Here is a 21,988-nt window from a genome sequence, read left to right as displayed (position 1 = left end):
TCTATTGCCCCTTGGCGCCAGGCGTGGCGCCGCCGTGCTGCGCACGAACCATTTTTGATGCGTCCTCGGGCGTCATGCTGCCCCCAGCTACGGCCGCCTGAATGGCTGCCGCAACCTCAGCGGTGTCCACTGGTGCGGATCTGTCCGGGCACAGGCTGTTGGCCAAGACAAGCCTGTCCGGATGGCCCGCGCACGTGCGCAGCGGCGGTTGACCGTCTTCACAGATGTTCAGTTGGCCACCCATATCTGGCCATGCGAGGTGAGCGCTGGGCTGCGCGATGACGTAGGCGACACGGCCGCAACGCGGCTGTTCCTTGAAAGTCAGGATACGTGCGGCGTATATCATCACCGCTCCGTCATTGCCGGTCCGCTTCTTGACAGCTGCGATAGGGGCCGCAAATTGTCCGTTAGCATCGAGAGCCGCATTTGCCTTTCCTTCCACGAAGGCTTGCGTGAGTACGCTTTTTGGAGAGTCATCAGCCGCGTGCCCAATCCCTGGAGTTGCGAACGCAATGGCACTGACGGCCAGTGCAGAGATGGTCAGTCTCATTTCTTGTTGGCCCTTATTGTTTTGTATGACTTACGAATGGTGAGAATAGATCGACGTCCTGTTGGCGGAACGGCAGATACGGCACGCTCCACGCGTAGTGAAACTTGTTAGAGGAACGCAATTTTTCGAGTGCGCGGATCTCCGTAGGCACGAACCCGATAATCCCCGGAACGACCGTGTTCAGCCTTAGAAGTGCGTCTTTGGGGTCAGCCGGTGCTGTGCCGGACTGCCGGTAGCACGTCACCGCGTCATCCTTAAGCGTGTTGCCGTTCAGCGTGCGGCGGTATTTGTCGACCAGCATGTATTTGCACGCCAGATACTGAGGTTCCGGCCCGGCGTCGTGAGTGACTCGCTCAAGCAATCCGTACCCATCGTCAACGCCCGTGGCAATCGACGCGCGTAGCAGCATGACGCGCTGGTTTGGCGTGACCTGATCGTTGTAGAGCGCTTTCGGAATGCCCGCGAGATCGGACCAGCACGAGTGCGAATACGTCAGTGCCTGTTGCTGATCGCCTTGGCGGTAGCTCAGGAAAGCCCCGAATCCGCAAACCCGGTACGACGCGTCTGGTGCGATGGTCGCAGCCTGACTTATCAGTGCCGAAGCCCCGCCGGGGTCTGCACGCTGGCCCTTGCCATATGCGGTTGCGACGGCGAGATCGTAAATCGCTGGCTGGTAGTTGAAGGCGGCAGCGTTCCGGTACAGGTCCATGGCTTTCGGGACGCTTTGCGGTTCTCCGAAAAGGCCGTATTCGGACACGAAACCCTCGAAGGTCATCGCCTCGGGATTGCGCTGCGACGCCAGATTGGCAAGCTTTGTCAGAAAATCCTTGCGTTGCGCGTCGTTCGCTCCTGTCAACTGGATCATCCATGAAACGATGGTTTCACCGTCATTGGTCACAACGTTATGGGTCCCAAAGCGGATCCTGTTGCCGTATTCCGAGGCTTTCGGCAAAGCAGCCTTAGCCTGCGCCATAGCGATATCGTTCACGCTGTTGACGACCGCCGAATTCTGATGCTGATAGTTTTGCACCAGTCCCTTGAAAACTTCCGAATTGAAGGTCGAATCGGCGAACCCCTTCACGCTCTCTGGTGTCGTCGGCATGCCCTGGGCAAATGCCGTGCTACAGAAAAGCGCTGCCACGATGGCGCTTGAGCACCTGGCGACTGGACGGAGAACACCCGGGTCATTGGTCTGCATCGTTCTGTTGAGAGGGAAGTGTAGTTAAATTATAATCAGTTCCATTGCCGACTCAAATCAATATTCGAGTGCTTGACGAAAGCGCAACAATCTAACGAGTCTGAACAGTTACCGGGGTCTAGGATGGCCGATACAAGCATACCTGTAGTAAAGGGGCTGGACGCTCTGACGCCTGAGCAGCGCAGGGCAATCATGATGGTGAAGGAGGGTTCAAGTGAGCAGGCGCCGGTTGAGCAGTCCATACGCCAACTATTCGTCTGGGCCATCGTCACGCAGTCGTCGGACGTCCACATAAGCGGGCGTGGTCACCGGGAATCGCCTGACATCTTCGTCAATATCCGTACCCCGGGCGGGTTCAAGAACTTCAAGTTCAAATATAACGGCGGGACGATTGGCCGGCATTGGGAAACCAAGATGTTCCAGCTGAGCGGTACGTCGCAGGGCGCCACGACCCCCGAAATTGCGTCTACCCGTTTCGAGCTAGAGCTACCCGCCGATTTTGCTCGCGCTCATGGGCTGCGACCGTTCGAGGGCGAATCGCTCTACATGGTTGACGTCCGTGTCGAATACACAAAGACGTATAACGGCTTCTCGTTCAAGTGTCGGCTGCTTGATCCGCAGCGAGCGCCAAAACTGCACGAGCTGGGTCTCTCGTATGCGCTGATGCGGACAATCCTACGCGCGCTCTCGGAACCGAGCGGGTTGATCCTTGTGACAGGCCCGACCGGATCGGGCAAGACGACGCTCCTCAACGCGATGCTCGACTGGTTGAACGATGCGCTGAAGGCGATTCACACGATCGAAGACCCCGTCGAAATCGCCATTCGAGGCGACGGGCCAATCACGCAAGTGCAGGTCGGCGGGAACATTACGTTCAAACGTGCGTTACGGTCTTCGCTGCGTCAGGATCCGGACATCATCATGGTGTCCGAGATCCGCGACTCGGAGACTATGGAGATCGCACTGCAGGCTTCGCAAACGGGCCATTTGGTGCTGGCAACGCTTCACACCAACAGCAGCTTCGAGACGTATTCCCGTGCTATTGATCTGACCGAGGACAAGGTGCGGGACGCGTATCGGGTTGCGCAGGTGCTGAAACTGGTGGTCGCGCAGCGGCTCATCGACCGCTACGAGGGCGTAACCACGACCCGCAGGCTGAGCCGGGATGAGCAGTTCTGGCTGAAGTCCAACGGGATGTATCTCGGAGACACCATCACGGAGGTCACTGATGGCGTCAAGAAGGGGAAGGTTGCGCTCCTTGAGGTCATCACGACGACCCCTGAAATAAAGGGGTTGCTGCAGGCCGACCGGGTTGACACTTCTGCGATCTATCGCGCCGCTTGCGAGCAGGACCAGTTCGAACCGCTCGCGGTGGCTGGCGTTCGTGCCGTGCAGGCCTACGGGTCAACCATGGCGGAAATCGTCACCAAACTGGAAGGGAACATTGATGCAGAGGCACATCCGAGCCTGCGCATCCGACTGTCCAAAACACACGGGTTGAACTTCCTCCAGGTTGATGATGCCATCGACGCCTACCACCGGGCCGCGGATGCTGGCAGCAATGAACCGCTCGCGGCATATCTCGAACGGACAAAGGTCGACGCCATCACCGAAGTTATCGAAGCGGAAGAGGTCTGATATGAAGCAATTTGCGCCGCTGATTCTTGCAGTCGCCGTACTGCTGTCGGTCGCTGCCCACGCCCAGGTTCCGGCCGGCATGGAGCAGCTCAAGCCGTATCTGCAGGTCAAGCCCGTCGCGGGGGATGAGGAAACCGTGCGGGTATTCTTTTCACCAAGCTGCCCGTTCTCCCGTATGTATTTCCAGTTCTTTAAGAATCTGGAGGCGACCCTGCCGCGCGAAAAGACTTTTTCTTTTACCCCGCTCGTAAATAAAGCCGATGGAGTCCAATTCGCGCTGAGTTATCTCGCGGTTCAAAAGTATTACCCAGCGTACATACATAACTTTATTGAAGCGTCATTTATAGGCGTGCAGGACAAAGGGCTGTCCACGCTCAATTGGGCGGGCATCGACAGAATAGGGCGCGCGGCGCATGTGCCCGTCTCGGTTCCGGATCTGGTCCAGTCGCACTCCGATACGCTCAAGAACAGTCTGCAATCGCTGCTGGTGCTACAGAAGTCGCTGGAAATCACAAACACACCTGCGGTTTCCGTTGCGGGGACTTACATCGTGACACCGGAATTTACAGGCGGGGACGCCGCGATGTTCAGCCAGTTGGTGAACGGAATCATCTCCATGGCGCGGTGACAAGCCCCATCGGCGTGTCGGGCCAGAGGTCACGAAGGGCAGTGGCCATCTCGTCGCAGTGTGCTCCATTGCGCCGCGTTTGCACTTTCCTTACATTACAATTATTAACAGTATTCTCATGCCCAATCCTATACTATTGCGCCCGCCGGTCTGGCGTCTGAAGTTTAGTGAACTTCAGTGAACGCCTTGTGCGACGGGCGTCACAGCGAGATTATTTTCGAAGTTTAAATGACGCTGTAGAGTGACAAGGCTGTTCCGGCACCTTTTTTGGGGTCCGATTCCTTGTTATTAATTTGTAATGTCTGGGTTAATCCGGGTAGCGGTGCTCCGCACATGGTCCAAACGTCTTGTAAGTTGCTTTCCCGCGGATCTGATCTGTCGGTTTCTGCCATGCTTGTGTCTGTTCCGGTGTGCCGTGACATGGCAAAGTCTCATTCCGTACGTGGCATCAAAAATGCTCCCGATGGACCGCTATGCTGACTGACGAACAAAAATCACTTATTAAAAAAGGTCTGAGCAAGGGCGTCGCCGACACTCAAATCGCGGAATCCATCGGCGCGAAGCACATGCAGGTCTTCTCCTATCGCAAGCAGCTGGGCATGACGGCGAGTCAGGTCTTGGAAATCCGCTACGACACGTGGATCCGCCTGCTCGAATCCGGCATGAGTGTCGACCTCGTCGCGTCGCTGTACAAGGTCAAGCCTGAGTCTGTTTTGAACACGCTCTACCGCAAGCGAAAGTTCTCGTACACGGAAGCGAAGAAACGCGGCCAGAAGGCGATCGAGGCGGGCTTTCGAAAGGCAATGGGCTTGACCATACAGGACGTCAAGGAGCAGCGACTGGAGACCTGGTTGAAGCTGTTCGATTCAGGCATGGCAATCGATTCGATCGCGGACCTCTACAAAGTCAAGCCTTCGACGGTGCGCAGTGCGTTGAAAAAGCGAACGGCCGGAGCCGTGCAGTCCGTGTTGGAGGAAGCTGCGTTCGACTGGTAGACGGCAGCATGATAGAAAAAGGGCTGGTTTTCGCATGCGAAAACCAGCCCTTTGCTATTTTGACTTCTGTTCGGCGGCGACAGCCGGGCCGCACCCGATCAGCCCCCGTTCAGTATCCCGAGCGGCCGTTCATGCCGAACTTGTTTTTGGGACCCGGAGCGCCAAGCCCGACCCCGTTGTGATTCACGCGCTTTGACCGGCTGCCATAGGAATTACCGCCGTTGTACGCGGCCGGACCCTCTGCGATCGGAATGCGTTTGATCAGGTCGAGGACTTTCAGCGCCACCTTTTTAAAGCTCGCCATGTTTCACCTCTTATTAACGTCGATTTGCTTTCACATTATCACAAAACGGGCTCTTTCAAAACCCGTCCGTTTTCGCATTTGATATAACGATTAATGGCGGCATTTTTGGCATCTTTCCAGGTGTCGCATTCTTCGAGCATCCGGTAACGGTGGCTCAAAGCTCGCGGCCGGATGTCGCCCAACAGAAACCGGCCATCGAGCAACGTAACGCTCAATCGCTACCTTGGTCTGGAAGCACTACGGCTTGAAAAGCCTGAAACCCTTGGCGCGACTTCGGCGCATCGCGGTTAAGTCCAGTGTCGGCCGGAAGCTCACCGTGCAACACCGTGACGCCACCAACCAACGTAGCGCCTTTCTTAAGCGCTTGGCTCACGAGGGCTTCAAGAGCTTCCACCGCAAGCGTGGAAGTTTTCCAGGAGTAGCTATCTAGAACTTTGTATCCCATACACAGCCTCGTTCAGTTTAAAAAAACATAGCGCAATGTTTCACGCTGCACGTCGCCTCACGCGGTCTAAAGTTGCGTCAGCAGTGCGTGTTGGTTCGAGTCAATTTACTCGGACTCCTAAACAAGTTTACATAACCCTAATTATCAACCAAACTGGTATGTTTTGGAGCGTTGCTTTTTAATGGCGTCAGCCGAAGGTCGATCAAGGCCCGTGAGCCGATTTCGCGCAACAGATCCGGGCCGCTGAGCGACGCAACACCAAATCTTCCATTAACGCACGAACGACTGGCTACAAGTCGATTTTCCGCAGTGGTGTTGATGGCACCATAGACCGCGCAACGGCTCGGGCTTCACGCACGACAAGAGCCGCGGCTACCAACAGGACGGCAACGCCTGCATAACCCAGAGCGGTATGGCGGGCCAGCAGTGACATGACCGGATTAGTCACTATACAAACAACGACCGCGACTATCGCTACTACTACACCAGTTTCCACCCGTTTATTGACACGTAGCCGTTTCTTCTCGTCTTCCTCGCTCACAACTTTCTCCATAGAAAAGACACGCCCATCGAACAACGCAACACTTAAATCCGAATCTGCGACGTCCTCGAAGAGCAATGGGCGTTCGCCAGTCTCCGCAACCGCGGAGCGATAGCCAAAGTAGCCGTCGTGGTCAGAGTCGTGTTCGCCGCTTACTGTTACCTCGCTTTGCTGGTCCACAACATGCGCTGCATCTAATGCAACCGGTTCAGATGGGAGTATTAGGACGCCATCGACCGGCCGGCCGGGCTTGTCCCATTTAGGACTGCTCCAAGGCTCGCCCGAGAAGTAATGCTGTGAGAACGCTTCGTAGAGTGCCAAATAGTTTTGTCCATGTTGGTTCGCGATGCCCAACAGCCGCTTCCTGTTTTCGTCGCCTCGTTTCTCCACAGACCAGTCATCGGAGAAGCCGCAGTACCAGTCGTGGCGATCCAGTTCGTCGTAAAACTGCTCAATGCCGATCGCCGGGTAGACAACGACCTCGGAGGGGGTGCGGTCTTGATCCTCGACATGTGAACCGTCGCTTTCGCCGCGAAGATCGATAACCGCTCCCACTTCAGGCGCGTCGCCATCGACCACAACAAAGTATCCTTCACCGGTCTCTACGTTGTAGTCGGTCAAGTGAGCATCGACTATCGCCTCGCCAAGCAATTCGGCGATCTCCTGCCTTGCGGGAATAGCGCCTGAAGTGACGCGGAACGCTGCGCCGTCTGTGCCAGAACCGGGGAACAAATGGCTCGGGAGACCCGGATCCGGTGCGGCTCTTGTTGCCGTGATCGTGATTTCCAACTTCATCATGGGATGCCCTTTTCATTAACCGGCCTACCAAGAGCCTGTCTCAATGGTATGTGCGCGAGCGTTGCTGTTTTCTGGTATTAAGTGACAGTCAACCAAGAACTGCAGCTGGATTCCCGCGCAACGGAAACGGTGCCTCCGCTAAGCCGCAGGTTTAGCCGATCGCGGACGAGTACCGCCGGCCGACGCCAGGAAGGCGCGACGACTTGATTCGAAGAGGCCGAGCATGGAAGCTAAAAAGGCTGTTATGAACACGGCGATCACGTAGCCGAACCACAAGTATTTGCTGGCTTCAAGGGTCAGTTTTTCAATCGGCCGTTCCGAGAATCCGAAGGTTTTGCATATCGCTGCTGGTGGCAGCGTGGCCCCGGACTCCTTCGCGCTCGCCAACTGGTTGGCTTGAAGGTCATTGCATGTTTGAACAGTCAAGTACCCGTCTTGGGCCGCCGGATACTTGGCTATGTCTGCCGCGTATTGATAGAACTCGCGCGGAATCGTCGAGAACGAAAAGCCGCTGTAGAGGGCCAGCGCGGCGCAGAGCATCACGCTCGGCGCGGCGAACAGTGTGTAGAACGCCCATTTCGCCCAGAATGCAAGATGGCGGACAACAGTCCAAGCAGCGTAAAGCTGGGTCAACATAGCTTGTTGATTCATAGGAAACCTTCCCGTTGGTGATTGTCGGGAGGCGAACCCGTCCCGGCTGTTTTGAAATAGCTCTCGATCGTAAAAACCGGAAAGTCGGTCAAGAAAATTACTGCAACATCGCGGCCCACGCATCAAGGATTAGCCTAACCTGGGCCGCGTCTGACGAAACGTGACTTTGGTTTAGCGGCGGGAGCTTCGGGCGCAGCCTTCGCCGGAGGATTGCCGTTGCCAAGACGTGTACGCGACGCACTACCCGCTGACCTGCCTGCGTCGACCACGTTGTCTGCCACGTTTGCTGCCGTTCGAGCCACCGTGCCGTGCCCGTTCGAATCAAGGCCCGAGTCGGAAGCCTGATGCTCGGCGGCAGTGACTTGCTTATCGATTCTGCCTTGAGCGGCTGGCACACCTGTCTCGACTTCTTTCCTCAGATCGGGCGCTAGATTGAAATTGGGTGGAGGCGCTGTGGGCAGGCTAGGCACTCCGGCAATAGGCGGTGCGGCAGGCGGCGATGCATGATGCGCAACCCCAGGCGCATGTCGCTGCGGCGCCGCTGCCGGATCGTTTGCGGCCGGCGTATTGAACGCGCTGCGTTGATTCGCCGGCACGGCGGGCACGATCGCTCCAGGAGTGCGCGAATTGGCCGCGCCCTGCAATCCCCCGGCATTTACGCGGCTGTGGTCAGCGGGTGCTGCGATGCCCATGTTCATCGGAGCCGTGTTCGTCGGGTCGAATCGCATGTGCTGCATGGCCCGGCCTTCCTCCGTCAGATAACGGGCCGCTGCAAGCCTGTCCTCTGGTTTGGCTGTCGGGTCCTGCGCGAGCATGACGGCCGCACGATGGCGGCTGATCGCTTCCTGCCCCGCCGAGTCACCCACAAGTCGGCTCGTCGAACCGGATTGCGCGTCGGCCGATGCGGTGGCCAGATACTTACCGGCTGCCCCGTTATCGTTGAATTTGCGGCCTTCGATGGCCTGGAAGGACGCGTATTCCGGATTGGCTTTCTGTTGCCACGCGATCTCTTCAGAACCGATTTTAGAGCTGAGGTCCACGAAGCTGGAGCTTTCGTGTACGCCTTGCGATGCGGCGTCGCTGGTCGATTGAACCTCACTGAGTGTCTTCTGATAGGACTGCTGCGTACTCATGCTTCTCGAAAGATCGCTTGACGATTGTTTGCCCGCGCTAGTGTTCTGATGCTCCGACATCGTGTCAGAAAGCGCCTTAGAGAGAGCGACCGAGCTGTTAAAGTTCTCCGAGCGTGCCCGATCCTGATTGGCCTGAAGCGAGTCTTGCGCGGACGTGCTGGTATCGCCATGAGCGCCGGCGGACAGGCTAATCCCCCCCATCTTTCCGGTGCTTGCGCCGATGCTGCCGCCCATGCCGGCGTCCGTTGCATTGGTGTTACTCCGCAGACCGGTAAGACCGCTACCGGAGTGCATCTGGTTCGCTGCCTGCAGTTCCTTGTTGTAGTTCGTCGCGACTGACTGGCCAATTGACTGGTCGATACCGAGCTTGCTGTAGTTCCCGGAACTCATTGCCTCACGCCACTCAGAAAGGTTCGTCTGTCCCTCACTGATCGCCTGGCTACGCGTGTCGGATTGCGTTAGAACACGCCCTGCGTCCCGCACTGAATTACCAAATGTCGAACTTGTGGAAACGGCGTCCAGACTACCCTGCATCGCCAGCTTGCCGGAACCGTTACCCAGCTGACTGATCGTGCCGACCGAGCTGTTCTCAAACATAGGTCGAGTTGATGCCGGAGTCGGCGCGAGGTTTTCCTCGACGTCCTTACTCTTGGGCGCGATCGTGGTGGCTACGCTGGTCATTGCGGAGGATTCACCAAGGCCGAAAATCAGGCTCATCAGGACCGGCAGACTGGCCATGATGTGCGAACCTACGCCAATCTGCAGGCTGAGTTCCTTGTAGGCAGCAAGCGTCGTCGCTTGGGAAAGCCACCCACCCTGCCGGATCGACTGAAGGTAATTTGCGACATCGATGCACAGCATGCCGTTGACTAGCTCCGCACCAACGTTCACGACGAGAAGCGGCCAGACCATGATGTGAGCAGCGGTCTTGACGCATTTGCCAGCGTCAACCCCGGCGAACATCATGAACATAACGATGACGGGTCCGAGCCCGATGATCAGGGCGATCAGGTAGTTCCCGAAGCTGCCGGCATAGCGGAGCATAGGAACTTCACTCGCGGCCTGCTGCAGGTTGTTACGCTCCACTTCTGAAGCCTGCAGCGCAGTTGCTTCACACTCGGTCAGGGTGTCGCTGGTCGCTCGCAAACAGTTGAGGTTGTTCTGCACCATTTCCGAGAAAATCAGATTCATGAACTCGGCGTTCGACTGCCCCGTGCCGCCGGCAAACACACCGCCCAGCGTGTTCGCGGTAGTGACCGCGTTGTATTGCGAGGCGACGGTGTTAAAGCTGTAATCCGCTCCTGGAACAGGTGTGTCCATACCGTTGACCGCGCCTTGGATCACGCGCGTAAATTCGACGGTGTTGAGCGCGTTCGTGATGTCGGTTGCGACCTGATTGGCAGCGGCCGAGCACGAAAGCATGTTCGTGGCGTTCAGGCCCGGATCGTTGACCATGCCTGTTGTATTGAGAGACGCCTGATAGAGCAGCGCGCCGAGCGCTGTCGGGTTCGTTCCGTTGATTTGGATCGATTGTGAAGTGGTCGCGCCGGTGTTGCCGGCGTTCATGACGAGATTCTGGATATTCGCGTAGTTCACGCCCGAGTCAGGGCCAAGACACGCGGCAAGTACAGTCTTCACTTCTGAATCGACACCACCCAGTCGGACCATGGCTGTGCGGGAGGTCAGCAGCACTTTCAGCGGATTAAGAAAGCCGTTGGCCGTGGCCGAAATCGCCGGATATTCGGCGTCGACGTTCTGGAAGGCAGTAGAGAACAGCTGGTTCAGGTTCTGGGACAGCACGCTGCCGAAGGCCGGTATAGCCGAGATCGCCAGCGGAACGTGATCAACTTCAGTCACGGCCCCGTTGATGGTCGACTCGACCTGGACAGTTCCCTGCAGCATCGGGTTGGTAAGTGTCATCGCCAGAATGAACGGCATGAAGGCACTCATCGACCCCGACGCGAGCACCGCACCCCCCTGCCCGTTCGCGCTTTTCAGCGCGGCGCTGGTCGCGGTCGAGAGCAGACGCCAAAGCCCCACGGCGAACGCGAAACCCCATATTAGGGCGTTCTGCTGGCAGATCATCGCGACGCCGTTGAGGACGGCGCTCAGCGTCGTGAGGTCTGCGCTTACCGAATAGTAGGTTAAGGTAGGTATAGCCACTGAAACGCCCCGTTCGGTTACTTGATATTAGAGGCCGTGAACCGCGTGTCCTCGTTAATTTCAGAGACGATCTTGAACAACACATCGCTGTTATTGCACGCGGTCTCCTTGGCCAGAAAATCGCCACGCAGTTGTGCAATACGATCCTTCTCGTCCTTGGTGATGTCAAAGCCGGTCGTCGTCTGGATAAGGTTTGTGCCCTTGTACAAAACTTCCCCTACATGTGATGCGACGCAATCAACAATGTGTGGTGCAAGTCGTTCAGCGATCGCAATACGCGTATTGGGGTTCGACGTCTTGGCGAGCAAAGCCGCCAGCGGCACGCCAGCCTGATTCATGAACTGGATTTGCGACGCCGAAAATTGTGTCGACTGCCCACCGTTCACCTGTCCGACGATCGAGGTTCCGGTAATGGACGATGCAGGGTCCGGCGAACCAAACAACATCGTATTCACCCAACCCTGGATACCCTGATAGTTGAACGAAATCACCCGCATTTGCGTACAGATCTGATCGTCGACACCGCCCGTGATGCTTCCGCTAGGGTTGACGCACTGATACAGCGACAACGGTGTATTGGGGTTCAGCGACCCGGTGCCGCCACCTTTAATGATGTCATCGAGCGTAATGAGCGCCGGTCCAGAACAGGTGACCTGTCCTACCGTGTTATTCGACGGTGTGCTGGTTGACGGCGCTTGTCCGGACCCGTTGTAGCTGTTGCATGGCACGGCATCAATGTTGTATCCAAGCAGTGCGTAGAGAATCTCGTTGTTCAGGCTGTTCGGATTGGTCGCATCATCGGTGCTACCGTCGACGTTGCCCAGGCCGGCCAGCCCCATGATCGATGACGCACCGGACGAAACGACGGTTTTCACCAGCGCATTGCCGCTCTTGGGGTTGTTGGCAGACTGTTGCTTCAGATACGAGTTTGCCTGAGACAGATAGCTCGTTAGACCGCTGAATGCGTCGGAGAACATGTTCGAGTTCGTACCGGCAATATTGCCGTCGCCGTTGACCGCATTGGACAATGCCGAAGCGGCCGGATCGACAAGCATGTGCGCCATCTGGCAGGAATTCTTTGCCAGGTTGTTCATGTTTTGCAGCAGCGTCTGGAATTCAGTGATCAATGCGTCGAGCGATGGCGAGATAGCCTTGATCGCTGCCTTGAACGCAAGGCCTGCCGCGTCGGCGGCAACCGTACGGAAGATCTGTATCAACTGCTGGCCGTTAATGAAGCTGAAAGACCCGCCATAGAGGTCGATCCCGCCGCACCCGGCGTCAATGCGTGGTGGATCGAAGGTAATCAGATTCACCGACTGGATTGGAGTACGCATGGTGAAACCGCCCATGAACACGCCTACCCGGTCCTTCGTGCTCATCGTGCTTGGAGCGGTCGAATTGCTCATCACCATCGAGCCGAGGTCCGCGAAAATCCCCGCGAAGGCGAAAATCGGGGCGACCATAAGCACGATGGCCGCCAGTAAATGTTTTACACGCATGGCCGACTCCTAATACTGCTTGAGCAAGTAAGGTTGGAGAGTGTCTCTGAACGTACCCGGCTTGTTCGGGTCCAGCTTCAGGTTTTGCAGGTCAGTGTTAGTCGCGACACCCCGATCCCATACACTCAGATCGCGCATTACGTCAGCGCTCAACAGTCGCGTGTCGTGACCGGCATACGCAATCTGCTTGATCAACTCGTCTTCCGCGTAGAAGCCTTGCGACACGACGAGATACTGGTTTGGATCAACCGAGCCGTCGTAGGACTTGGGGTGAGGAACGAAAACGATAGACGGTGTCAGCTTGAGATTGAGCTTGTGAAAAAGCCCGTTGTCCTGCATTACGCTTCCCTTGAAACCCTTCGGCTTTGTGCCGTCAAGCGAGATCACAACGTACTCAAGATTGTAGCCATTTTTAAGCATTCCTAAAACCGGAAGCTCCATCGCGCAGAACCTGCAGGAGCTGTCTACGAATATGACCAAACCGCCGACTTGAGAAAGCTCCTGTACGGCTTTTTGCTGCGCTTGATAGTCGGCGTTTCGTACCGAAAGCGCGCCTGTCGACGCATAGGGGACGCGATTGTTTTCATCCAGAACAGGATCCTCGTGCAGCACCCGCGTAACGGCCTCGCTGAAGCGTTGCGCCTTGTCCATCACGATGCGCTTGGTGTACATGTAGGCGGAGACGTTGTCGTCCGTCGGGTTGTTGATCGCACGCTCTTCAAGCATCGGGTAGACCTGGCGCAGGAAAGCGACGTCGACCGTTTGCTTGTCGTGCGGCTTAGTTGCAGAGGCCGGAGCGGGCGCTGCGGCCTGCGGCGCTGTCTTGGACTCGACGTCGGGCGTCTGGCCAGGCGTGACGTAAGGCTGGTAGTTCAAGAAGGCATCGCCATAGTCATCGCCGCGCGGAGCAACTTGCTGCGCGAGCGCAACGGCAGACGCCGCCAGTGAACTGACGACAAGCAGCAAGGCAAGAACGGAATTTCGGCGGCCGGGCATATCGTCGTGGTCAGAAAAGTTCGTAGGCGGAACCTGCTACCTGGTGCGCGTCCAAATAACCCCAATAGCGAGAGTCATTCGACAGGGGATGCACACCGACCATAAAGAATTCCCCGGGTGGAATGGTTTCATCACGATTGAAATCGTTCGCGCTTCGGTGATAGAAGCGGGCCAGTGGAAAGCCTTGAACTACAACCTTTCCGTTGATCTCGACCTTGCCGTCCCTGATCGTCACGTGGTCCCCTGGTACGCCAGCAACTTGCTTGAGGATGAACTGCTCCTTGAATCCAGCGAGCGCGCCGCTGGGCCTCCAGAAAAGGAGGTCGCCGTCGCGGACTGTTTGCGGAGCCTCGTGAACAAGCAATGCGAGATGCAGGTCAGGCAGGCAGCGCTCGCTTTGAGGATCGAACCCGAGTGTGACGATCGGCTTACTCCAGAACAAGACAACCAGTAGAAGCACGCCGAGAAGAAACGCGGCGAATTTCCCTCGCTCGTTGCAGGGCGTCGAGCTGTCATCGGGTACAGGTGCCGCGCTATTCATGGTTGCTCGCGATAGCTGCGTTGGATGCCGTAGCCGGTGCTGCTGCCGGAGCTGGCTTCTGAAGCGGAAGATGAACGGCCACACGCAATTCATTCGTGATGTCGATCGTGTTCGACGGCATGGCGGCCACGGTAATGTCGCCCTGATCGTTCCGGCTGGTGTCAATCACCACGTAGCCGCTTTGCTGGTATCGGCGAAGCACTGCCTTGATCGGCCCACTCACCTGGGCCTTAATCTGCGCTTCAGAGAGGTTTGGCCGGTCGAGTGTGGCTTCCAGAATGACGGCCCCCTTCTCCACGATCGCCACGTTTCTTGCAGGCGTAGCGGCCTGGTGCCCCATCAGGTACGTCGCGAGGCACAGCATGATTGCGACTGAATACGGAAGGTCTCCGGCGGTGAAGTAGTTTTTCATTGGAGCAACTCCGTTATCTCGTTAATGATTTCCTTGGGCGTCAGACCGTCGTGATCCGTCCACAGATTTAGGGCCTTCTTCATCCACTCCGCGCGCCGTGCCTTCGTGTCCCCCATGACCTTCGCGACGGCATCGAGCACGTCCATGCCCTCTTCCATCAGCTTGAACACGACGTCCTTGTCATCGCCCTCGGAACTAAAGAGGGTCGCGGTGAACTTATCGACGTACAGGCGCGCTACCTCGTAGGTTTTCTCGCCCATGATGAGCATCTCGCTCCAGAATCCCTTTTTGGATTCGACGCTCCTCAGCAGACGGTTGAAATACGCGTCCTCGGCGAAAGCGGTCATCACCTTCTGGTCGATCACGGCGTCGATTTCTTCGGACTTCTGAGCCATGATCACCTTCCATGCCGACTGCCGGAGAATGACCGAGCCGGCGGGGAACAAAGAGACCTTCATGAGCGACTGAACAATGATCCAGACAGCCAGCTTTTCCTTCCGACCCTTCAGGTAGAGCCCCTCCAGCGCGTCAGCAGCAGACGGGACCTTGAGCAAGTCCTGCGCTTCGTCGACGTAGATACGCTTGCGCCCTTGCACCGTCCGGATTCGGGTCATCAAGACGTTCAGGCAGCAAAACAGCACGCAGCGCTTCAGGTGGTCGTCGTCGCCCAGGCTGGCCAGTTCGAACACGGTCAGCTGCTTTTTGGGATTCAGTGTGCTCGGCCCGCGGAAATACACTCCACGTGTCGGCGATTCGATAAAGGCCTTGAGGCGGGGTATCAGGTTCAGGGCCGCCGTCACAGGCTCGCTTTTCATGGGATTTTCGATGGCTGATGCAACGATCCGCTCAAGGCAGTCGATGACGGTCGCGATTTCTGCCTTATTGCCCTGCTGGCCCCACGCAGCCTTCACGGCTTCGTTGGCCGCAATACGGGCGCCCCGGTCCTGTTCCTCGTTGTCGTACGCCATCATCGTCAGCAGGGCGGTAATCGTTTCCTGCTGGTCGTCGAACTCGTCGTCGGTTAGGCCAGTAAACGGATTGAGAGACGGCCGGAAACCCGACGCACCGCCGAACTCGTTGAACTCCCCGCCGACCGAATAGCAATACTTCTTGGAGCTTCGGCCATTGTCGAAAAGAACCACGTTCGTGCCTTCGGCCAGGTCACAGTCAATCATGTATTGCAGATTGAAGGACTTGCCGGCACCCGATTCTGCTGCCATCACACCGCAAAAGTTGGAGTTGCTGATGAAGGGATCAAAATAGTGGGCGCTTCCCCGCCGTGTGATGTAGGACGCGCCAGTCGTAGGAAAGTGCTTGTTGACATTGCCAAGGGCGTCGCCATAGACCGGCAGGAGGCACCCGACTTCCGATGCCGCCATAACAGCTTCGCCGTCGACCTTGTTGGCGATAGTCGATGAGAAGTTCAACGGCAGCGACTGCGCCCAGCGCACAAGCCCATTCCCTATTACTTCCCGCGCGTCAAAACCAAGCTTGTTCAACGTACCCTTGACCGTCGCAGCAGCACGAACAGCGTCTTCACGCTTCCTCCCGAACAGGAAAACGTTGGTCGACGCATAGACGAATTTGTTGCCGTCTTCGGCCGCCTGCTTCTTCAGCTCAAGGAGATCGTTCAGCTTGGCGGACGCGTCTTCGACGCCTAGCTTCACAGGGAAATTTTGCGTTGCGGTGCGCGACTTGATCGCGCTTTCCATACGCGTCCATTCCTTGCGCTGGCTCGCGACGCGCACGGTTGTGGTGAGGATGTACGGTGTATCGATACGCTTGCCGCCGCCGTCCTTGGTCGTACCGGAGTTGAAGGGTGCGCCGCTGACGAGATTCATGATCCCGTGGAATGGGTTTTCCGGGTATGACTTACAGGTCACAACCGTGCAATAGGTCTTCTCATTGAAGATCCCCACACGGGAATCACGGAAGTCAAAATTCTGGTCGGGGCCGTAGATCTGATACTTCAGATCAACGAGCTGGTCGAGTTCAACTTCACCCTGCGGTTCAAAAATATCGGCGAACAGTCGATACACCCCGACGAGCTTCGGCGCACTCAGAACCTCGGCATCGTAGAAGCCGCAATCTTTCAGATTCGCGTAGAACTCGTTGTGCAGGTGTTCGGCATCTTCCAGCACGTCACTGTCGACTTTCCGGCTCGGGATTGCGAGCGAGATAACGACTGTGCGCTTGTTCAGGATCGGCATGTCGATGAGCGATCCGGTTGTCAAAGCCGACTTCAGCAGCTTCTTATGACGGCCGATCAGATCCTGGACCACGTGGCCACCATAGAGCTTGCCTTTGGCGAAGGTCTCCGGGGCTTCATGATCGGGGTGAACGATGAGACTGACCTGAATGACGGAGTCATCCGGAACGGCCTTGAAGATGTTTTGCACAACCGTGCTGAACTCTCCCCCGCCACCGGCGAGAGGGGTCATCCGATAGACCGCGCCTACATACGGCTTCTCAGCTTCCGCCTTGCTGATAACCAGGTTCGTGTCGGAAGTGTAGGTCTCGAGATTGACCATGTCACTGGCCCGTCTTTTTTGCAGCTTTTGCGTGGTAGCAGTCAAGGTGAATCTCTCTCGGCGTCAGCGGAACGCGGCGTGACCGGTAAGGGTCACGCCGCGCTTGAGAGCCTTTCGTATGCGAAAGGCCGCGGGGATTTAATGCGCGAGATCGAGGGCACTTACTTGGACCTGGTCGGTGGTCGCAGGCACGCCAGTCGCCGTTGCCACCGTGGTCATAAGCGACGGCCCGATAAGAGCAACGGCCAGAATGCCCAGCACAACCGTCAGGTTTCGATAACCTTGACCGTGTGCCAGTTGCCAGATCGTGACGATCAACGAAAGAAGCACCAGCGCCATCACGAGCGTGCTGCCCAGCATGCTCTGGATGGTCGATACGAGTGTGTCCCACGCGCTGGCTGCGAGTGCCGTACCGCCGTTCAGCGCACCGACCGAAATGAGCATTGCGCCCATGGCAAGCACGATGATGGCAGCGGGGCGGAACGAGCGGTCAGACGTGGTCAGCGGGCTTACTGCGGCTTGTTGTTTCATTGGTTTCCTCTCTTATTACTGTGGCATTGAATTCGGCATTGAGGTGCCCGGGCTACTTTCACTCGCCGACGTTTGACTGCCCGGCTGGATGAAATCGGTACGCGGAGAGGGATCGGACGCGGCCTTGGTATCGGCGACGATCTTCGTCTCTGCTGTCTTGTGGGGGTAATTGCCTCGCGTTCCGCCGGCGGGATCGCCACCATCGAATCCGGCCCAATGGGTCGGCACGATCTCCTTGTAGACGGTCGTGTCGCCAGTCAACATGTCGTTGTCGTCAACGAAGTGCTTGATCCACGTACGCTGTACTACGGGCCCCTGGCGAACCGGCGCCCCTTCTTGCGGAGCGGGATCGAGGCCGCCGAGCAGCGGAAGCGACCCCGCGCCGATGACGAGTGCCTCGCCACCACCGGACTTCATGCCCGTATGCGATTTGTCGCCCACGGGTGCGATCTCAGTATCCTTGTCGTACTGGCTGAACTTCAACTCGGCGTCGAATCGACTATCGGGAAGCTCGCCGTTTGTGGAAGACTCGACGGCCTTGAAGCTGTGACAATATTTGCTGCTGGGGTCCTGCTTGCGGTTGCAGTCGTATGAATTGGACCCAATCGGGTTGAAGGCGGTCGAGCAGCCGGAGAGAGCCACGAGTAGACCAACGGTCGCCGTCGCAGCCAAGATGTTGGAAAAGCGTGTCTGGTTCATTGGTCAGTGTCCTTCTTGGCGATTCGCCTCTTCAGTACGATGTCTTCCTTAAGGATCCATGTCACACGCGTGCCCGCGGTAACTTCGACGACGGGGAAGGTCTCTTTGGCGAAATTAAGGTAGAACTGCGAAAGTTCGGTAGCGGCGTGATTAATGCCTTGCCCCACTGCTGTGCCGGCCAGATAGCTCGGGCTCGGGTAAGTGAAGCCCTGGGTCGAGCCGCTGCCCGTATTGGTGTTATATGAAGGCACTGCGGTGGGGGCCAGCGCCGAACCGAGCCCAGCGGCCACACCCGTTAGCGCGGCCTGCATCAGCATGGCCCCCTGTTTGTTGACCACCTTGCCAGCGAGGCCTAGCGTGCCGTCAACATCCAGCGCGTAGGCTTTCATCGGTGCCTCGTAGACGTCGCCGTTCTTGAAAACGCAGCTAACGTGGTCCGCAATGCCGTATGCGCGCTCAGCGCTCAGAACAGCAGTCGCGGAACCGCCGATGAAGCAGTTTTCCAGATCGGATGCTTTCCAAGAGTTAGGCATGATCGCGACGCCCTTCACGCGCGACACAAACGGTGCACCGACATCGATCGCCGAGGTCACGCTACCGACCGCCCCGCCACTCGATCCGCTCGGACGCGCATTGATACCCGAGAGCATGACCGCCTCGACGCCTGTGTACATTGGGAGAACCAGGTCGGGCCGATGGTCGGCATCGTCTTCCAACGACGTCTTTAGGACCGGATCTGAGACCATCATCGGACGTGCCAGCGGCATGGGCGCGGGAGGATCCATGGGCGCGGCGGCTCCGTCCGGCAACCCTGCTCCCGCTTTGCCCGCGCGCGACCCGGGCTGGTCGAAGCTCACAGATGCGGGCAGATCCTTGCCGAGACCGTTATTCAATGACGCGTCGGCGCCGCTTGCAGCAGCAGGCGCCGCGGCGTTCGCGGGCTGGTTGACGACACGCACGAACCCCATCGAACCGCCACCCGGGGTCCCAGTGCCTGGCGCGCGCTGCAAAGCCGCCACCTGCTGTCTGAGGGAGTCGATTTGCGTTGTCAGATCCTCAAGCCCCTGATTGCGCGGCGACGTGGGCAAGACACCGATGGTCTGGTTAAACCCCGCCTGCTGCGGTGCAGGGGTGCTCGGGGAACCTGCAGTCGCGGGCACTACCTGCGCGGGCAAGGCGGCAGTGGTCGACGGCGTAGGCACTTGATGGACAATGCGCTGATAGATGATGAAGGCCGTACCGATGACAGTAACGCCGATCAGCAGGTAGCGAAACTTGGGATCCATGTCCTCCCATTCCTGCCGCTTCTGCTGAATGAATGATGGCATTTCCATGCTTACTGTTCCTCACGCTTGCGGGCAAGCACAATGACCTTCGTTTGCTCGCCGGGCTGCAGGAGCGGCTTGGGGAAGATCGAGACGGCGAGGACATTTGCACCGTCGAACTCCTGCTCCCTCAGAAGCGCACGGGATTGCCCCGGATTGCGAACGGTGTAGACGAAGATGTCGCCGTCGCGATTGCTGTAGCGCTCGCCAACGGTGAGAGCGAGGCCGTCCATCACGATAGGCGGAAGATTCACGTCGACCTGCGAATATCCGTCCGGCGCATGGCCCAGCGCGATCGTTGCCATGACGTCCTGCACGTGGCTGATGTAATCGCTGCTGCTGCCCGCGGGCTTCTGGTGACCCGACACGATGCCCGTATCGTCCGTCACCAGGATGGTCTGACCCGGGATGTCCTTGGGGACAAGTTCGAGCCCGAGAGACGGACCACCGCCCGGCGGTTCAATGTAGAGCGGCCGCGCCTGTGCTGGCACTGTCAACCAATACACGTAGAGGTTGTTGCTGACGGCACGGTGATCCACCTTCACATCGCTCGTCTGCACGATATAAGGATTCTTGAACGGTAACTGGATGCGGTTCGGCTCGTTGATGCTCATGTACACGGTCTGCACGCCACCGTTGGTCCAAGCAATCTTTCGAGCTTTGGTCGGATCGAGTACGCCCATGCCCTCACCCGGCACCTTCAGCACCCCCGGCAGATCGATTTCTTTTGGCAGGGTCGCCTTAACTGCAATGTTGGGGTCGACGGTGAGCGGGTCCCGCGCCTTCAGATGGGCCGTATGAACGACCTTGCGCTTTGCTTCGGCGGGTTTCGTGACGCTTGGGGCCGGTTGTCCAAAATCGACAGCGGCAGGGGCACCGTCTGCGTGCGCGGCGCCGGCAACTGAGAGGCCGATCGACGCGGTTAGCAGCGCGGCCAGATAGCGGTTAGTTGTCTGCATCATTTCTTTTGTTGCGCCTGGATCCAATTGGAGTTGTGCACCTTGTCACCGGAGTAAGAGGTGACGTCGTCGAAGATCATCTGGTATTTGGCAAAATGCACCGGATATTCGAAAACGTAGGACTCGGACGTGTCCTTCGCCGCGTTGACCGTATGCAGATCTCCCCTCACGAAAACGCGGCCCAGCTTGTCGTCGGCCTCAAAGCCCCGAAGTACGAAGTAGTAGCTACCGAGCTCGTGCTGTGAGCTGAGCAACGCGACCTTGTTGTCGATCGCTTGGCTGACTTTGGTGTAACAGGCGGGCGAAAGAAATGGCTGAACGAATTTCTTGACGCTATCGCCGTTGCTCGGATTGATCGACGCCAGTGCGTTGGTGACGGCGTAGGCATATGCCTGCATCGCCCCTACGTCCATGCCGTTCCTTTCGATCTTCGCGCCATCAGGCATGCCTGGAACCTGATTGATCACGACATCGGACTGAAAGAAGGACTTTGCCGAGATCAGCAACGCCGCGACGGCGACGCACATCACGGCCGTGATCAGCTTGTTGTTGTCCTTGCGCAGCTCGGCGACAGACTTGTTGCGATTTGGAAGATCCATATAGCTTTCCTCTTACTCCCCGTCAGGCAGGATTCTTTTGAGCAGCCGTTTAGAGCCGGGATTGATGACCTTTGAGTCTCCGACGTACACCGTGCGCTGCGAGTTGAAGCCTTTGGAGTATTTCGCCAGACCGAACCTGAACAGGAATACCGTCACGAAACCCGGGAGCCGCGTGCTGCGCCATTCCAGATACTTGCGGTTGGCGTGATAGCCGACAAAGGGAATTCCGAGGTAGGCACCCGTTCCATAAAATCGCCCGGCAACCAGCGCTACAAACACACTAACAATCAGGATGTATGTGTCCTGGAACTCCACGCCGAGAAACGCGCTTTCCGCCCCGCCGTGTTTGGGAATGTGGAATGACCTATTCGACACGGGCGTCTCCAGCGCTCCAGCAGACGAGGTGTTCCTTCCAGTCGGCCGAGCTGGCGAACGGTAGTTGCGGCACGCAGGTCTTGTCCCGCACCAAGACGACTTTGGGCCAGTTCAGCTTCGGGTGCGCATGAAACCCCACGTGGCGCAGCCGGGCGCGGTTGCGAGCGGCCGCAATTGCTGCAAGCTTGTCCGCACGTACCTGGTACAGCGCCGTTTCCTCTTCAGCGCTGAAGAGATCATAGGTCTGCCGGGACGGCTTGCCCACCATGAAGCGCATCGAGCGCCGGCCATCATCTACGGGCTTGGATGAGTAGACGTACACCCCACCGTTCGCAGGCTGGACCGTCGCCGCACCCGCGGCGTAAGGTCCATGCGCAACAAAGGTGACCCCGTCATTCGGAAGTGCCGCGAACACGCTCGCGGGCGTTGCGGCACAGATCCAGATGAGTAATTTGTGTTTGTTCATATCTTTATTTT

Annotated in this window: 23 protein-coding genes; 4 read left to right on the top strand and 19 right to left on the bottom strand. The window is 57.7% G+C overall.

What is annotated here, in order from left to right; genetic code table 11:
- Position 1: 1 nt before the first annotated feature.
- Both KHO30_RS35525 and KHO30_RS35520 read right to left on the bottom strand, forming a co-directional pair.
- Entirely contained in the window at positions 2–550 is a 549-nt protein-coding gene (locus KHO30_RS35525; protein ID WP_211703676.1) for a hypothetical protein, read from the bottom strand.
- Positions 551–563: 13 nt separating this feature from the next.
- Positions 564–1,652 carry an SEL1-like repeat protein gene (locus tag KHO30_RS35520; protein WP_211703675.1) on the bottom strand — a complete coding sequence of 363 codons (1,089 nt, stop codon included), beginning with the start codon at positions 1,650–1,652 and terminating at the stop codon, positions 564–566.
- Between the two features lie 219 nt (positions 1,653–1,871).
- Between KHO30_RS35520 and KHO30_RS35515 the strand changes: the two genes are divergently transcribed.
- From KHO30_RS35515 to KHO30_RS35505, 3 genes are all read left to right on the top strand, one after another.
- Positions 1,872–3,386: a GspE/PulE family protein gene (locus KHO30_RS35515; protein ID WP_211703674.1), complete on the top strand. Its 1,515-nt coding sequence runs from the start codon at positions 1,872–1,874 to the stop codon at positions 3,384–3,386.
- 1 nt (position 3,387) lies between these two features.
- Entirely contained in the window at positions 3,388–4,014 is a 627-nt protein-coding gene (locus KHO30_RS39440; RefSeq protein ID WP_244864215.1) for a thioredoxin domain-containing protein, read from the top strand.
- Between the two features lie 473 nt (positions 4,015–4,487).
- The gene (locus tag KHO30_RS35505; protein WP_211703673.1) at positions 4,488–5,009 is read left to right on the top strand and encodes a hypothetical protein; all 522 of its coding nucleotides are present in this window, start codon (positions 4,488–4,490) and stop codon (positions 5,007–5,009) included.
- A 109-nt stretch (positions 5,010–5,118) separates the two neighbouring features.
- On the opposite strand, the gene KHO30_RS35500 is transcribed toward KHO30_RS35505, so the two are convergent.
- The 6 genes from KHO30_RS35500 to KHO30_RS35475 form a co-directional block, all read right to left on the bottom strand.
- A complete protein-coding gene (locus KHO30_RS35500; RefSeq protein WP_211703672.1) occupies positions 5,119–5,313 on the bottom strand; it encodes a hypothetical protein in 195 nt (64 codons plus the stop codon).
- Between the two features lie 211 nt (positions 5,314–5,524).
- Entirely contained in the window at positions 5,525–5,758 is a 234-nt protein-coding gene (locus tag KHO30_RS35495; protein WP_211703671.1) for a hypothetical protein, read from the bottom strand.
- Positions 5,759–6,047: 289 nt separating this feature from the next.
- Complete coding sequence (locus KHO30_RS35490) at positions 6,048–7,097, bottom strand: hypothetical protein (RefSeq protein ID WP_211703670.1); 1,050 nt, start codon at positions 7,095–7,097, stop codon at positions 6,048–6,050.
- A gap of 138 nt (positions 7,098–7,235) precedes the next feature.
- On the bottom strand, positions 7,236–7,748 hold the full coding sequence (locus KHO30_RS35485; RefSeq protein WP_211703669.1) for a hypothetical protein: 513 nt from the start codon (positions 7,746–7,748) through the stop codon (positions 7,236–7,238).
- A gap of 134 nt (positions 7,749–7,882) precedes the next feature.
- Positions 7,883–11,044, bottom strand: coding sequence for a conjugal transfer protein TraG N-terminal domain-containing protein (locus KHO30_RS35480; RefSeq protein WP_211703668.1), 3,162 nt, complete (start codon positions 11,042–11,044; stop codon positions 7,883–7,885).
- 17 nt (positions 11,045–11,061) lie between these two features.
- A complete protein-coding gene (locus tag KHO30_RS35475) occupies positions 11,062–12,393 on the bottom strand; it encodes a conjugal transfer protein TraH (RefSeq protein WP_244864214.1) in 1,332 nt (443 codons plus the stop codon).
- Between KHO30_RS35475 and KHO30_RS39810 the strand changes: the two genes are divergently transcribed.
- Positions 12,392–12,556 carry a hypothetical protein gene (locus KHO30_RS39810; protein WP_244864213.1) on the top strand — a complete coding sequence of 55 codons (165 nt, stop codon included), beginning with the start codon at positions 12,392–12,394 and terminating at the stop codon, positions 12,554–12,556. The two genes, KHO30_RS35475 and KHO30_RS39810, sit on opposite strands and share 2 nt — an antisense overlap.
- Here KHO30_RS39810 and traF read toward each other — a convergent pair.
- From traF to KHO30_RS35420, 11 genes are all read right to left on the bottom strand, one after another.
- Positions 12,553–13,539, bottom strand: a complete 987-nt coding sequence (traF, locus tag KHO30_RS35470; protein ID WP_211703666.1) for a conjugal transfer protein TraF — start codon at positions 13,537–13,539, stop codon at positions 12,553–12,555. The two genes, KHO30_RS39810 and traF, sit on opposite strands and share 4 nt — an antisense overlap.
- Before the next feature lie 10 nt (positions 13,540–13,549).
- Positions 13,550–14,080, bottom strand: a complete 531-nt coding sequence (gene lepB, locus KHO30_RS35465) for a signal peptidase I (RefSeq protein ID WP_211703665.1) — start codon at positions 14,078–14,080, stop codon at positions 13,550–13,552.
- Positions 14,073–14,492, bottom strand: a complete 420-nt coding sequence (locus tag KHO30_RS35460) for a hypothetical protein (RefSeq protein ID WP_211703664.1) — start codon at positions 14,490–14,492, stop codon at positions 14,073–14,075. The genes lepB and KHO30_RS35460 overlap by 8 nt, the downstream gene beginning before the upstream one ends.
- Positions 14,489–17,068 carry a TraC family protein gene (locus KHO30_RS35455; RefSeq protein WP_211703663.1) on the bottom strand — a complete coding sequence of 860 codons (2,580 nt, stop codon included), beginning with the start codon at positions 17,066–17,068 and terminating at the stop codon, positions 14,489–14,491. The genes KHO30_RS35460 and KHO30_RS35455 overlap by 4 nt, the downstream gene beginning before the upstream one ends.
- Before the next feature lie 93 nt (positions 17,069–17,161).
- The gene (locus tag KHO30_RS35450) at positions 17,162–17,554 is read right to left on the bottom strand and encodes a hypothetical protein (protein WP_211703662.1); all 393 of its coding nucleotides are present in this window, start codon (positions 17,552–17,554) and stop codon (positions 17,162–17,164) included.
- 15 nt (positions 17,555–17,569) lie between these two features.
- Positions 17,570–18,253 carry a TraV family lipoprotein gene (locus tag KHO30_RS35445; protein ID WP_211703661.1) on the bottom strand — a complete coding sequence of 228 codons (684 nt, stop codon included), beginning with the start codon at positions 18,251–18,253 and terminating at the stop codon, positions 17,570–17,572.
- Positions 18,250–19,587, bottom strand: coding sequence for a TraB/VirB10 family protein (locus KHO30_RS35440; RefSeq protein ID WP_211703660.1), 1,338 nt, complete (start codon positions 19,585–19,587; stop codon positions 18,250–18,252). The genes KHO30_RS35445 and KHO30_RS35440 overlap by 4 nt, the downstream gene beginning before the upstream one ends.
- 2 nt (positions 19,588–19,589) lie before the next feature.
- Positions 19,590–20,540 carry a TraK domain-containing protein gene (locus KHO30_RS35435; protein ID WP_244864212.1) on the bottom strand — a complete coding sequence of 317 codons (951 nt, stop codon included), beginning with the start codon at positions 20,538–20,540 and terminating at the stop codon, positions 19,590–19,592.
- Positions 20,537–21,136, bottom strand: a complete 600-nt coding sequence (locus tag KHO30_RS35430; RefSeq protein WP_211703659.1) for a TraE/TraK family type IV conjugative transfer system protein — start codon at positions 21,134–21,136, stop codon at positions 20,537–20,539. The genes KHO30_RS35435 and KHO30_RS35430 overlap by 4 nt, the downstream gene beginning before the upstream one ends.
- A 12-nt stretch (positions 21,137–21,148) precedes the next feature.
- Positions 21,149–21,511: a hypothetical protein gene (locus KHO30_RS35425; RefSeq protein WP_211703658.1), complete on the bottom strand. Its 363-nt coding sequence runs from the start codon at positions 21,509–21,511 to the stop codon at positions 21,149–21,151.
- Positions 21,501–21,977, bottom strand: a complete 477-nt coding sequence (locus KHO30_RS35420) for a hypothetical protein (RefSeq protein ID WP_211703657.1) — start codon at positions 21,975–21,977, stop codon at positions 21,501–21,503. Before KHO30_RS35420 ends, KHO30_RS35425 begins: the two co-directional genes overlap by 11 nt.
- Positions 21,978–21,988 lie beyond the last annotated feature (11 nt).

The sequence above is a fragment of the Paraburkholderia aspalathi genome, from assembly GCF_905220735.1.
Lineage (GTDB): Bacteria > Pseudomonadota > Gammaproteobacteria > Burkholderiales > Burkholderiaceae > Paraburkholderia > Paraburkholderia aspalathi.
The sequence above is the reverse complement of the archived record's forward strand: the minus strand, read 5'-3'. Positions and strand labels throughout refer to the sequence as shown.